Genomic DNA, 12,230 nt, shown 5'->3' with positions numbered 1-12,230 from the left:
ATCACCGAGGCCTGACCGCCGAGCTCAGTCGCTGGGTCAAAGAGAACATGCTCTCGCGAACAGCCCCCGGCACCTACGCCCTCACCCACGAATGGGCCCACCCCGAACAGCCCAGACAGCAACCGTCCATACCGAGTTGACAGACGTATCAGCGCCTTAACTTCGTGGTCTTGGGGTACTTCTTCGGTGCTGCCACGGACGACTTCCTCCCCACGGCCATCAGACCATGATCAAGAAGCTCCATAAAAGCGGGGGTGGCTCAGCGGGACTTCCTTGATGAGTGGGGTCCTTCCTATGGGCGATGCTGGCTTGCTGCGGATGCATTCTTGCAAGTCAGATTTGGTGGCGTCCGGGGCGGAGCCCCGAGGGGGTGGCCCCACTTTCGGGTCCTGGGTCCAGTGGCTGCCAGTACCCTGGACCCGATTCCGGCACCTGCGCCAAGGCCGTCTGACCGGGGCGGCCAGGCGAGCCCGGCTGAGTGAGAACAGGCGTGCACGAGGGCGCAGCAACACAGCCTTCCGGTGAGACGTTCAGGCGGTTCGGGTCACTCGGTACGTGTAGTAGTCCACCCGCATCCCGTCCTTCATCACGTCCCGGGTCGCCACAACCTCGGGCGTAAAGCCCTCCTCGGCGAGCAACTGCCGCAGATAACCGATGTCACCAGAGGTGCCGAAGAAGATCAGCATGCGGCCGTTGGCGCGGAGTTGCCGGCCGGCAGCGCGGACGAACGTGGTCAGCGTGCCGTAGTTGGCGTCGGTGGCAGCCATCTCCAACAGGTCACGCGGGGCGAACCACCGGAACGGCGGGTCGAAGATGATCAGATCAAAGTCACCGTCGACCGCGCTGAACACGTCGCTTCGTCGGACGTCGACCCGCTCCGAGACACCGTTGCGTGCCGCGTTGTGTCGGGCGGCCTCTACGGCCCGCGGATTGATGTCGACCGCGACCACATCGGTCGCCCTGGACGCCGCGAGGATGGCGTTCACGCCGCTGCCCGTGCCCATGTCCAACACCCGGTCACAGGTCTTCACCTCGGCCAGCACGGCTTCACCGAGGAGATCGGACACCGGGGTGATCGGCATAACCTCCGGCGGCACGTCCAGTGTCAACCCTAGGTAGTCGAACGTCTGCCCCGCCCCGGCTTCCTCTCGCAGGGATTGATAGGCGTCCTCGTGCCACCGGTGGATCTGCTTGGCATGTGCTGCGGTGACCGTCGGCTGGTAGCCCGTCTCAGCGGTCGCCGATGGCTGGCTGGTGTCGGTCATCCGGATACCGTAGCCACCGCCGACCTAACCCGACAGTCGATTCCTTGCCTTCGCGCCACCCGACTGGGCCGCCACCGTTGGATCATCGAGAGGGCAGGTCCGGAAGAGGATGCTGCAGAGGATGTCGAGAACGGCCCGGCGGCTCCGTCTCAGAGGTGGATGCGGCCACCGTGGCCGTACCACACCAGGGAGACTCAGCATGACGATCCAGCGGATGGACAACGTTCTCATCGTTGTCGACGACCTTGACGCGACGATTTCGTTCTTCGTCGAACTTGGCATGGAGCTGGAGGGCAGGGGGCCGATCGAGGGGCGTTGGGTGGAGCGTGTCATCGGGATCGACGACGTCCGACAGGAGGTCGCCATGCTGCGGACCCCGGACGGCCACGGCCGGATCGAGCTGGCGATGTTCCACGCGCCGAAGGCGATCAGCGCCGAGCCGAAGGACGCGCCGGCGAACACGCTGGGCATTCGTCGCATCATGTTCGCCGTCGACGACATCGAGGACGTCGTTGCCCGCCTGCGCACCCACGGCGCCGAACTCGTCGGCGAGCTGGCGCAGTACGAGGACAGCTATCGACTCTGCTACGTCCGCGGCCCCGAGGGCATCATCGTCGGACTGGCCCAACAGCTCAGCTGACGGCCGATGCTATGCGGTCGCCGTGTCGGCGAAGGTTTCGCGGAGCGCCGGATCCAGCGACCGGCCGGTCGTCGGCTCGATGAACAGCTCGGCGAGCAGGAGGTCGGTGAGGTGGGTCGGGTTGACGCCCGACTCCTTGCGGCTCAGGGCCTGCAGCGCGCCGCCGAGCCGTAGGGAGGCCTTGACCGCGCCGGCCGGCAGGCGAGCGACCCGGCGACGTCGCCCGACCGCCTCGGCGATGCGCGCGAGCATGTCGTTCCACGTGAGGTTCTCGTCAGCGACCGGAATGTCCTCACCGCGAGCCCGCTCAAGAGCGTCCACCGCCACCTCGCCCACGCTGCGCGCCGAGGCCGCGGCGGTCCCGCCAACGGGGACGGCCAGGGGTGTGCGTGACCGTGCCCAACGGTCCAACGGAGCGGACCAGTTCGGCAGCCGGTCGCCGGCCCGGCCGAAGACGAACGGCAACTCGAGCACGGCAACCGGTAGATCCCGGCCGGCGGCCGCCCGTCCCTCCCGGGCCTGCTCCACCCGGCACCGGATGTACGTGTGGCGGGCCGCGAGTCGCCACTGCGGACGCAGCCGGTCGAAATAGGTGTAGTACGAGCCCATGACGACACCGCGCGTGAGACCTTCCAGGCGGGCGGCCGTGAACAGGCGCACCACCGGCTCGACGTTGTCCCGACGAAACGTCGGATAGATCGGCTTGCGCAGCGGTCGCTGTTCGTCCGTGCGGGTGGCGTACACCACGCCGTCGTGACCGGCGAGCAGTGCCCGCAGTTCGTCGACGGAGGCAGACCCGACATCGATCAAATGATCAACACCCGGGTGGGCGGTACGCGCCACCGTCGTCGCGGCATGGCCTCGCTCGCGCAACACGTCCACGACATGGGCACCGATCAGACCACTTCCACCCACCACAAGTATTCGCACGCTGAATCGTCCACTCTGGAGCCCGTTGCTTGTCAAGTCGCGACCCGGGTGCCGCCGGCTCCGGACGGTCCCGACGTTGCCGTGGCGCCCACGTCCTCTCGCGTGTTCGTCAACGGATCGGGTCCGGTTCCCGGGCCCGCCAGTTCAGGTTGTTTCGGTAGCGACGTTCCATGGCCATCCAGCCGAGAGCGAACGGCAGCCCGCCCAGGGCGACCAGCCCCAGGACGTCAGCTCCGACCACGTCGAAGACGGCCCCCACGTCTCCGAACAACTGGGCGACGGTCTGGAAGGCGAGGTGGAAGCCGATGCCCGCCCAGATGTCACCCGTGGCGACGCGGAAGGCGCCGAGCAGGAGCGCGAAGACGACGAAGAGCAGGAGTCGGTCGGGGGAGGTGGCGGCGCCGACGAGGAACCCGAACAGGGTGAACGACACGGCCTGGCCGATGACGGCCTGCCAGGCCGGCAACCGGGTGGCGAGGTTGCGTTGCAGGTAGCCGCGGAAGACGAGTTCCTCCGGCAGCGCCTCGTAGAGCAAGACGAGCACGACCAGGAGCGCCGCCACCCGCAGGGCGTCGGCGGCGGAGGTGCGCAGGCTGATCTCGACCCAGCCGAAGCCGAGCCAGAGCGCGAACCCCAGGGCGGCGGGCACGAGCCAGCAGGCCATGCCGAGCAGCAGACGCCGCCAGCCGACGCGCAGCGAGGGCAACCCGAGGCCGGTCCAGGGTCGCCGATCCAGCAGGCGGCGGGCGGCAACCACCAGGGGTACGACGAGCAGCGTCGTAAGGACGGCCCTGGTGACATGGGTCGGGCGGTCGTAGTCACGGCCGAGCAGGGCACCGTGGTAGACGAACAGCCACACCAGCACGGTGCCGGCGAACACGATGAGGATTCGCCAGTGCGTGGCGAGGCGAGCGTCGCGGGTTGCCCGGGGATCGCGAGGTCGACCGCTCACCGCGCTCACCGTAGGCCCCGAGGTCAAGGACGGGCCGTCAGCGACCCAGGACGAGATACGCGAGGCCGAGGATTCCGCGATAGACCGAGACGTACTGGCGCAGCCGCTCGTCGAGTTCGGCGCGGACCTCCGCCGCGCGCGGATCCTCCGGGTACGTCAGCAGCCACTCCTGCCGGCCGGCGAGCCAGGTGGACTCGAAGTCGTCCCACTCCCGCTGGTCGGCGGTGCTCAGGTGCAGGACCCGCCAGCCGCGTTCGCGTGCGGCCTCGACGAGGCCCGGCAGGTCGGTGACCTCCGTCCCGAAGATCTGCTCGGCCTCCCTGCCGGCGGGACGGTCCCAGTACCCCTCGCCGAACAGCAGCCGTCCACCGGGCCGGACCACCGCGGCGAGCGCGTCGAGGGCAGCGCCGGTGCCGCCGAAGGCGTGCGCGGAACCGACGCACAGGACCCGGTCGGCCGGCTCCTGCCAGGCCCCAGCCTCTCCCATCACGAACGCGACATGCCGGTTCAGTGACCGGCCCGCGGCCTGCCTCCGCCCTCGGGCCAGTGCGGCATCGTCGGTGTCGACGCCGACGCCCCTCGTCGCGACCGGGCCGCCGACACCGCCCGCGGCGACCGCCCTGAGCAGCAGCTCACCCCAGCCGCAGCCGAGGTCGAGCACGCGCGAGCCGGGACGGACGTCGAGCCGCTGGAGCAGCAGGGACGCGTGCTCCTCCGACAGCGGAGTGTTCCAGCGCATCCGGGCGTAGCGGCTGGAGGCGAGGTGGTCGATTGACTGCATCCGTTGAGGGTGTCAAGTCATGATCGACGGTGCACGGCCGGGCCGCCCCGTGCGCCGGAAGCCGTGATCGGGTGGCGGGCCGTACGGCAGGATCGGTGGGGTGGACACCGGCGAGCCGGGGCATTTCCGGCGGCGGCCGACCCCGCAGGAGGTCGCGGCGGCCGCCGGCCGGGGGTTGGTGGATGTGATCGGTCCCGGCCTGCGGGTGCTGTTCTGCGGCTTCAACCCGGGCCTCTACTCCGCCGCGGTGGGAGAGCACTTCGCCCGGCGGGGCAGCCGCTTCTGGCCGGCCCTGCACCGCTCCGGCTTCACCGACCGGGAACTGCGCCCGTGGGAACGCGACGAACTGCTGCGGCAGGGCCTGGGGATCACCAGCCTGAGCAACCGGGCCACCGCCCGCGCGGACGAGCTGACGCCGGCCGAGCTGGTGGCCGGGGTGGCGGGGCTGGCGGTGAAGACCGAGCGGCATCGGCCGCGGTGGGTGGCCATCCTCGGGGTGACCGCGTACCGGATCGCCTTTGCCAGGCCCGGAGCCGGGCTGGGCCCGCAGCCGGATCGACTGGGCCCAGCCCGGGTCTGGGTGTTGCCCAACCCCAGCGGCCTGAACGCGCATTTCCCGCTGCCGGCGTTGACCGCCCAGTTCGCGGCGCTGCACGAGGAGACGCTCCGCCGGTGAGAACCGTCAGGAGCTCGTGAGGACGACGAGTTGCTGGGTCGCTCGGGTCATCGCCACATAGCGGTCGACCGCTCCCTCGATGCCGGTGCCGAACGCCTCGGGGTCGACCAGGACGACCAGGTCGAACTCGAGCCCCTTCGACAGCTCCGGGGTCAGCGACCGGACGCGGGACGTCGTCGGGAAGGTGGGGTCACCGATGACGCAGGCGATGCCGTCGGCGTGCGCGGCGAGCCAGGTGTCGAGGATCGAGCCCAGGTCGCAAGCGGATCCGTGTACGACGGGGACGTCGCTGCCGCGGATGGACGTCGGCACGTTGGCGTCGGGCAGCACGGCCCGGATGACCGGCTCGGCCTCCGCCATGACCTCCTTCGGCGTCCGGTAGTTGATGCTCAGGGAGGCCAGGTCGACCCGGTCGAGCCCGATCCGTTCGAGCCGCTCCTGCCACGACTCGGTGAACCCGTGCCGCGCCTGGGCGCGGTCGCCGACGATGGTGAAGCTCCTGGACGGGCAGCGAAGCAGCAACATCTGCCACTCCGCGTCGGTCAGTTCCTGAGCCTCGTCCACGACGATGTGCGCGAACGGGCCGGCGAGCTGGTCCGGGTCGACGCCGGGCAGGGCGGACTCGTCGACCAGGGCGTCCTGGAGATCCAGTTGGCGCAGGCTCGACAGCACGCCCTCACCGTCGTCATAGGCGTGGGCCTCGATCAGTTCGTCGACGACCGTGGCCATGCGCTCGCGTTCGACGGCGACGATGGCCTCCTGCCGACGCTTGCGCCCGGACGCCTCCGGGTCGCCGAGCCGCTGCCGTGCCGCGTCCAGGTACGGCAGGTCGGACACCGTCCAGGCCTGGGCGTCACCCCGCTGGAGCTTGCGAATCTCCTCGGGGCTGAGCCAGGGCGCGCACCTGCGCAGATAGGCGGGCACCGACCACAGGTCACCGACGAGGTCGGTCGCCTCGAGCAGCGGCCAGGCGCGGTTGACGGTCGCGAGCAGTTCCCTGTTCCGCAGCAGCGACCCACGGACCAGGTCCTCCGGCTCTTCGCCGTCGTACCTTTCCAGCAGGATCGTGAGCAGTTCCTCCCAGATCTCGTCACGCGCCTCGTTGTGCGGGGTGCCGGGCCCCGGCGCCCTGAACGCCTCGGCCCAGTCGTCGGCGCTCAGCCGGATGTCGGCGTCGCCGGCCGTGACCGTCATCGGTTCGGCCGGCGGCTCCTCGTAGAACCGGACGGCCGCCTCGATCGCGTGCACCAGGTTCGCGGACGACTTCAGGCGGGCCACGTCCGGGTCGGTCTCGACGGTTGCCGCGGCGCCCTCGGGCACGAGGTCCCGCAGCGTGCAGGTCTGCACGTCCTCCTCGCCGAGGCTGGGCAGGACGTCGCCGACATAGGCCAGGTACGGCTGGTGCGGCCCGACGAACAGCACCCCGCCCCGACGGTGACCGAGGCGAGGATCCGAGTAGAGGAGATAGGCGGTGCGGTGCAGCGCGACGACGGTCTTCCCCGTACCGGGACCGCCGTCGACGACGAGAGCGCCGCGGGACCCGGCGCGGATGATGGCGTCCTGGTCGGCCTGGATGGTGCCGAGCACGTCCCGCATCCGGCTGGACCGGCTGCTGCCCAGGCTGGCGATGAAGGCGGACTGGTCGTCGAGCGCGGCGTGCCCCTCCAACCCGTCCGGGGTGAACACCTCGTCCCAGTAATCGCTGATCCGGCCGCGGGTCCAGCGATACCTGCGGCGGCTCGCCAGACCCATCGGGTTGCCGTGGGTCGCGCCGAAGAACGGCTCAGCCGCGGGGGAGCGCCAGTCGAGCAGCAGCCGACGACCCGTGCTGTCGGTGAGGCCGCGTCGTCCGACGTACACGGGCTCCGGGTCGTCCGCGCCGACCACGCGTCCGATGCACAGGTCCAGACCGAAGCGGCGCAGTGCGCGCAGGCGAGCGGTCAACCGGCGGACCTCCATGTCGCGGTCCACCGCCTGCCGGCCCTTGCCACCGGGCGCCTTGCGCGCGGCGTCAAGCCGGGCGGACAGCTCGGCGAACAACTCCTCGAGGCTCTCCGCGAGGGCCGCGAAGTGCCGCTCGTCGCGGCCGACCAGCGCCGGGTCGGCCTTGGGGGAGAGGTGGTCGGGAAGGTCGAACACACTGGTGGTCAGAGGGCTCACGTCATTGGCTCCGATCTGAGGCCGCGGGCAACCGTTGCTCGGATTTCCGCAGGTCCTGGCCTCGGTCGGCGATTCTGCGGCACGACCCGGGTCTTGCCGCAAGCCCCCCGGTGCGCTATACGTTAGAAGTGGCGGGGAGTGGGCGCGCCCTCCTTTCCCTTGATCGTCCGCTGTGACAGACACTTTCCGCGCGATGCGATGGCCCGCCGGAAATCAGGGTTTTCGACCGTAGTGGAGAGTGCCCCCACCGCGGCACGGCTGCGTCGATGGTGGGCACATGATCACCTGACCTGGCACTCTTTAGGGCATGGCCGCCCTGCTTCGATCCCGAATGACCGACTGGACCGTCGCCGTACCCGTGCTCGCCGTGCTGGTATTGATCCTGACGTGGGGGCGGGACCTACCCGCACCCGTCGTCGTGGTCGTCGCGGCGCTGCTGGGTGGCGCGGTGCTCGCGGCCGTGCACCACGCCGAGGTGGTCGCCCACCGGGTGGGCGAGCCGTACGGCTCCCTGGTGCTCGCCGTCGCGGTCACGGTGATCGAGGTCGCCCTGATCGTCACGCTGATGATAAGCGGACCGGAGAAGACCCAGTCGCTCGCCCGGGACACGGTCTTCGCCGCCGTGATGATCACCTGTAACGGGATCCTCGGCCTGTCCCTGCTGCTCGGGGCGCTGCGGCGGCGGGTGGCGGTGTTCAATCCGGAGGGCACCGGCGGGGCGCTGGCCACCGTGATCACCCTGGCCACCCTGAGCCTGGTCATCCCGACCTTCACGACCCGGCCCGGCCCGCAGTTCAGCCCGGCCCAGCTCACGTTCGCCGCCGTCGCGTCGCTGGCGCTGTACGGGTTGTTCGTGCTGGTGCAGACCGGCCGGCACCGCGACTACTTCCTGCCGGTCGACAGCCAGGGCCGGGTCATCGACGCCGAGGAGCACGCGAAGCCGCCGACGACGCGAGCGGCGCTGGTCAGTCTGGGACTGCTGCTGGTGGCGCTGGTCGCCGTGGTCGGCGACGCCAAGACCGTCTCCCCGACGATCGAGGCCGGGGTGGCGGCGGCGAACCTGCCCCACGCGTTCGTCGGTGTCATCATCGCGCTGCTGGTGCTGCTGCCCGAGACCCTGGCCGCAGCCCGCGCCGCCCGCCGCGACCGGGTGCAGATCAGCCTGAACCTCGCGCTCGGCTCAGCCATGGCCAGCATCGGCCTGACGATCCCGGCCATAGCGATCGCCTCGATCTGGCTGGACGGCCCGCTGCTGCTCGGCCTCGGTGGCACCCAGCTCGCGCTGCTCGCGCTCACCGCGGTGACCGCGGTCCTGACGGTGGTGCCGGGCCGGGCCAACGTGCTTCAGGGCGGCGTACACCTGGTGTTGCTGGCCGCCTTCGTCTTCCTGGCCGCCAGCCCCTGACCCGCCGCCTTCACCGACCGTCTGCCAGCCGGTCCGCGCGGGCGTTCAGGTAGCGCTGCTGGGCCAGGTTCGTCGACCGCGCCGCCGCCGTTCGGTACGCCTCCCGCGCCGCGACCCGTTCACCGGTCAGCTCCCACAGGTGGGCGCGGGCGGCCGGGAGGCGGGGATCGTCGGCCAGCCGGGTGTCGTCGGCCATCTCGGCGAGCAGCGCCAGCCCGGCCGGCGCGCCCCGGCTCATCGCCACCGCCACGGCGTGGTTGAGCGCCACGACCGGGTTGTCGGAGATGGCCAGCAGCACCTCGTACAGGGCGGTGATCTGGGCCCAGTCGGTGGCCTCCGCGCTGGTCGCCTCGTCGTGCACGGCCGCGATGGCCGCCTGGAGCTGGTACGGCCCGACGACGCCGCGCGGCAGCGCCGCGGTGATCAGTGCGACGCCCTCGGTGATCTGGTCGGCCCGCCACCGGTCCCGGTCCTGCTCGGCCATCGGCACCAGCTCGCCGTGTGGACCGATTCGGGCCGGGGCGCGGGCGTCGGTGAGCAGCATCAGCGCGAGCAGCCCGGTCACCTCGGGATCGTCCGGCAGCAGCCGGTGCACCAGCCGGGTCAGCCGGATCGCCTCGGCGGTCAGGTCGCCGCGCAGCAGCCCCGGCCCGGCGGTCCGCGCGTACCCCTCGGTGAAGATCAGGTACAGCACGTGCAGCACGGCGGCGAGCCGGTCGGCGCGCTCCGCGCCGGTGGGCGGCGCGAACCGCAGCCCGCTGGCCCGGATCCGCTGTTTGCCCCGACTGATCCGCCGGGTCATCGTCGCCTCCGGCACCAGGAAGGCCCTGGCCACCTCGGCGGTGCTCAACCCGCCCACCGCGCGCAGCGTGAGCGCGATCTGCGAGGCCGGCGAGAGCGCCGGATGGCAGCACAGGAACAGCAGGATGAGCGTGTCGTCGGCGTCCGCCGGCGGCCGGTCGGCGGCGGGCGCCTGCCACTGCTCGGGGAGCACCCGCCGCGCCACGGCGTCCTCCCGCCGCATCCGGGCCTGCTCGCCGCGCAGCAGGTCGGTCAGCCGGCGGGACGCGACGGTGATCAGCCAGCCCCGGGGATTCTCCGGTACGCCGTCGCGCGGCCAACCGCTCGCCGCGGCGATCAGCGCCTCCTGGACGGCGTCCTCGGCGGTGTCGAAGTGCCCGTAGCGACGCACCAGCGCGCCGAGGACCTGCGGCGCCAGTTCGCGCAGCAGGTCCTCGACGGGCTTCGGCATCGTCAGCCGGCCAGGTCCTCGACGCCGTCCAGCACCGGCCGCACGTCCACGTACCCGCCGGGGGAGTCCGGGTCGACCAGACCGGCGGCGATCTCCGTGGCCCGGTCGAAGCTGGCGCACTCCACGATCGTGTAGCCGGCCAGCACCTCCTGCGTCTCCGGGTACGGACCGTCGGTGACCACCGGCGCGCCGTCACGCACCTGCACGCGGCGGGCGTGCACCGGTTCGCTGAGCCCCCGGGCGTCGACCAGTTCCCCGGACTCGGCGAGCGCCTGGTGGAACGTCTCCATGTGCTTGTGCATGGCCGCGATCTGCTCGGCCGACATGGCCGGCCGGTCGGTCGCCCGGCCGGTTAGCACGTCGTAGTCCTGCTGCGAGCCGTAGAGCAGGATCATGTACTTCACGGTGGTCCTCCTGTTCCGGCGCCGCGACGGCGCCGCTTCACCAGAGACGTCGAAGCCACCCACCCCACCCGGACACGCTACGACCCCCCATTTCCAACCCCCACCCCTCACCGCGCGTCGATCATGAAGTTGTTGTCACGACACGCCGTGCCACCCGGCAATAACTTCATGGTCACCGGGCGGGGGCCGGGGTGGCGCCGGGGCGGGTGGGTGGGTGGTGGGAAATGGTTAGCGTGGCGGGATGACGACGGTGTGGGTGGTGGTCGGGGTCTTTGCCGCGGTGGCGGCTGGGGCGTTCGGGGTGGTGGCGTGGCGTGATCGGGCGCGGTTGCGCTCCGCCGACGACGATGCCGCCGGGCGGGACGCCCGGGCCAGGCAGCAGCGGTACGAGGCCGAGCGGCACGGCGACCAGGGCGACACGTGGCAGCGGAGTCGCGAGGGCACGGGCTGACCGGTCTACTGACCGTAGGAGAGCCGCAGCCGGTTGTTGATCAGGTAGTTGAGCCGGTGTCGCAGGTATCCGAGGGTGCTCTCGCCCGGCAGTTCCCCGTCGGTGGTGAGCGTCCAGCGCAGCGCGCAGTCCGAGCCGGGCGGCTCGGGAGCCAGGTCGAAGCGGATCCGGTCGAGGGGCCGGTGCGGCCACAGCGACGACCAGATCAGCAGCACCGGCGCGTAGCCCGCCACCACCCGGGGCGCCACCTCGTCGTCGCGAAGCTCCAGCCAGGGCCGGCTGCCGGCCTCGTACGGGTCGCGCAGCGACCGCCACACGATGTGCGGCGGGGCTGGCTGGCTGCGCCGGCGGCTGCCCAGCACGTGCACGACGACCCTCCTCACCGGACGGTGGCCCGCCCCGGCCCATTGTGGCGGTTGAACGCCGGCGCCGTGAACCGCGCCTGAACCGTGAACCACCCGGCGGCCACGCACGTGAATGAGGTGGTGGGCGTGGTGACCGTATCGTCGGGGTACTGCGTAGCTCAGCACCGACGCCAGGGGAGGCACCGTGGGGGCACGATCGGGGCGCGACGCCCGGGGTCCACTGGTGGGGCTGCTGATCGCCGCGCTGGTGTCGGCCGCGTGCGCCGGCGGCGGGCTGGCCGAGCCCGAGGGTGAGCGCCCGGTGCCGGACCGGTCGGCGGCCTCGCCGGGGCCCAGCACCACCCGGGCCGACAGCACCACCAGCGTCGCCGAGTTCAAGCAGGACGTCGCCGACGCCCAGGCGGTCGCCGAGCCGTACTGGGCGGCCCAGTTCAAGGCGTCCGGGCAGGGCTTCCAGCCCATCCGGCGGATCACCTCGTACCAGCGGGCGGGTGAGGTGTCCTGCGGCGGCCAGCCGCTGCCACGCAACAACGCGGTCTACTGCTCACGGGGCGACTTCATCGCCTACGACATCGCCTGGTCGGTGGCGGCGTTCCGGCAGGTCGGTGACGCGTTCGTGTTCTACCTGCTCGGGCACGAGTACGCCCACGGCATCCAGGTGCGGCTCGGCATCAACTACAGCTTCACCATCCAGCAGGAGTTGCAGGCCGACTGCATGGCCGGGGCGTACCTCGGCGACTCGGTGCGCTCCGGCGACCTGAACCTGGCCGAGGGTGACCTGGAGGAGTTCCGAGCGGGGGTGGCGGCCGTAGGCGACGACCCGGACCAGCCGTGGTTCGCCGAGGGTTCGCACGGCACCTCCGAGCAGCGCACCGAGTCGTTCTTCCGCGGCTACGAGCGCTCTCTGAAGGCCTGCGACCTGGGCTGACCGGGTTGCCCGCGTCACCCC

At 71.2% G+C, this 12,230-nt stretch carries 13 protein-coding genes; 5 read left to right on the top strand and 8 right to left on the bottom strand.

Features of this window, described 5'->3' with window-relative positions; translation table 11 throughout:
• Positions 1-530 precede the first annotated feature (530 nt).
• Positions 531-1,265: a methyltransferase gene (locus ABZU69_RS17675; protein WP_354965385.1), complete on the bottom strand. Its 735-nt coding sequence runs from the start codon at positions 1,263-1,265 to the stop codon at positions 531-533.
• A 199-nt stretch (positions 1,266-1,464) separates the two neighbouring features.
• Between ABZU69_RS17675 and ABZU69_RS17670 the strand changes: the two genes are divergently transcribed.
• Positions 1,465-1,905, top strand: a complete 441-nt coding sequence (locus ABZU69_RS17670) for a VOC family protein (RefSeq protein WP_354965384.1) — start codon at positions 1,465-1,467, stop codon at positions 1,903-1,905.
• Positions 1,906-1,914: 9 nt separating this feature from the next.
• Here ABZU69_RS17670 and ABZU69_RS17665 read toward each other — a convergent pair whose 3' ends face one another.
• The 3 genes from ABZU69_RS17665 to ABZU69_RS17655 all read right to left on the bottom strand — a co-directional run bounded on the left by ABZU69_RS17665 (position 1,915) and on the right by ABZU69_RS17655 (position 4,568).
• Positions 1,915-2,835 (bottom strand): NAD-dependent epimerase/dehydratase family protein, encoded by a 921-nt coding sequence (locus tag ABZU69_RS17665; RefSeq protein WP_354965383.1) that lies wholly within the window; start codon positions 2,833-2,835, stop codon positions 1,915-1,917.
• Between the two features lie 109 nt (positions 2,836-2,944).
• Complete coding sequence (locus ABZU69_RS17660; RefSeq protein ID WP_354965382.1) at positions 2,945-3,787, bottom strand: CPBP family intramembrane glutamic endopeptidase; 843 nt, start codon at positions 3,785-3,787, stop codon at positions 2,945-2,947.
• A gap of 37 nt (positions 3,788-3,824) precedes the next feature.
• Entirely contained in the window at positions 3,825-4,568 is a 744-nt protein-coding gene (locus ABZU69_RS17655) for a methyltransferase domain-containing protein (RefSeq protein WP_354965381.1), read from the bottom strand.
• Positions 4,569-4,668: 100 nt separating this feature from the next.
• On the opposite strand from ABZU69_RS17655, the gene mug reads away from it, so the two are divergent.
• Positions 4,669-5,244 (top strand): G/U mismatch-specific DNA glycosylase, encoded by a 576-nt coding sequence (mug, locus tag ABZU69_RS17650; RefSeq protein ID WP_354965380.1) that lies wholly within the window; start codon positions 4,669-4,671, stop codon positions 5,242-5,244.
• A gap of 6 nt (positions 5,245-5,250) precedes the next feature.
• On the opposite strand, the gene helR is transcribed toward mug, so the two are convergent.
• Positions 5,251-7,395 (bottom strand): RNA polymerase recycling motor ATPase HelR, encoded by a 2,145-nt coding sequence (gene helR, locus ABZU69_RS17645; protein ID WP_354965403.1) that lies wholly within the window; start codon positions 7,393-7,395, stop codon positions 5,251-5,253.
• 316 nt (positions 7,396-7,711) lie between these two features.
• Here helR and ABZU69_RS17640 point away from each other — a divergent pair, with 316 nt between their 5' ends.
• Entirely contained in the window at positions 7,712-8,809 is a 1,098-nt protein-coding gene (locus ABZU69_RS17640) for an ionic transporter y4hA (RefSeq protein WP_354965379.1), read from the top strand.
• A gap of 10 nt (positions 8,810-8,819) precedes the next feature.
• On the opposite strand, the gene ABZU69_RS17635 is transcribed toward ABZU69_RS17640, so the two are convergent.
• Together ABZU69_RS17635 and ABZU69_RS17630 are read right to left on the bottom strand one after the other, a co-directional pair.
• Positions 8,820-10,061 carry a DUF6596 domain-containing protein gene (locus ABZU69_RS17635; protein WP_354965378.1) on the bottom strand — a complete coding sequence of 414 codons (1,242 nt, stop codon included), beginning with the start codon at positions 10,059-10,061 and terminating at the stop codon, positions 8,820-8,822.
• Between the two features lie 2 nt (positions 10,062-10,063).
• Entirely contained in the window at positions 10,064-10,456 is a 393-nt protein-coding gene (locus ABZU69_RS17630; RefSeq protein ID WP_354965402.1) for a YciI family protein, read from the bottom strand.
• A 250-nt stretch (positions 10,457-10,706) separates the two neighbouring features.
• Here ABZU69_RS17630 and ABZU69_RS17625 point away from each other — a divergent pair, with 250 nt between their 5' ends.
• On the top strand, positions 10,707-10,916 hold the full coding sequence (locus ABZU69_RS17625; protein ID WP_354965377.1) for a hypothetical protein: 210 nt from the start codon (positions 10,707-10,709) through the stop codon (positions 10,914-10,916).
• A 5-nt stretch (positions 10,917-10,921) separates the two neighbouring features.
• Here ABZU69_RS17625 and ABZU69_RS17620 read toward each other — a convergent pair whose 3' ends face one another.
• Positions 10,922-11,284: a hypothetical protein gene (locus ABZU69_RS17620; RefSeq protein WP_354965376.1), complete on the bottom strand. Its 363-nt coding sequence runs from the start codon at positions 11,282-11,284 to the stop codon at positions 10,922-10,924.
• A gap of 181 nt (positions 11,285-11,465) precedes the next feature.
• On the opposite strand from ABZU69_RS17620, the gene ABZU69_RS17615 reads away from it, so the two are divergent.
• Complete coding sequence (locus ABZU69_RS17615) at positions 11,466-12,209, top strand: neutral zinc metallopeptidase (RefSeq protein ID WP_354965375.1); 744 nt, start codon at positions 11,466-11,468, stop codon at positions 12,207-12,209.
• Positions 12,210-12,230: the final 21 nt, after the last annotated feature.

It is taken from the genome of Micromonospora sp. NPDC005206 (assembly GCF_040608175.1).
GTDB lineage: Bacteria > Actinomycetota > Actinomycetes > Mycobacteriales > Micromonosporaceae > Micromonospora.
This window is presented reverse-complemented; position numbering and strand designations above follow the sequence as displayed.

Coding starts and splice junctions, on each gene's coding strand:
- ABZU69_RS17675 (WP_354965385.1), bottom strand. CDS start 1,265: ATGACCGACACCAGCCAGCCATCGGCGACCGCTGAGACGGGCTACCAG.
- ABZU69_RS17670 (WP_354965384.1), top strand. CDS start 1,465: ATGACGATCCAGCGGATGGACAACGTTCTCATCGTTGTCGACGACCTT.
- ABZU69_RS17655 (WP_354965381.1), bottom strand. CDS start 4,568: ATGCAGTCAATCGACCACCTCGCCTCCAGCCGCTACGCCCGGATGCGC.
- ABZU69_RS17640 (WP_354965379.1), top strand. CDS start 7,712: ATGGCCGCCCTGCTTCGATCCCGAATGACCGACTGGACCGTCGCCGTA.
- ABZU69_RS17635 (WP_354965378.1), bottom strand. CDS start 10,061: ATGCCGAAGCCCGTCGAGGACCTGCTGCGCGAACTGGCGCCGCAGGTC.
- ABZU69_RS17630 (WP_354965402.1), bottom strand. CDS start 10,456: ATGATCCTGCTCTACGGCTCGCAGCAGGACTACGACGTGCTAACCGGC.
- ABZU69_RS17625 (WP_354965377.1), top strand. CDS start 10,707: ATGACGACGGTGTGGGTGGTGGTCGGGGTCTTTGCCGCGGTGGCGGCT.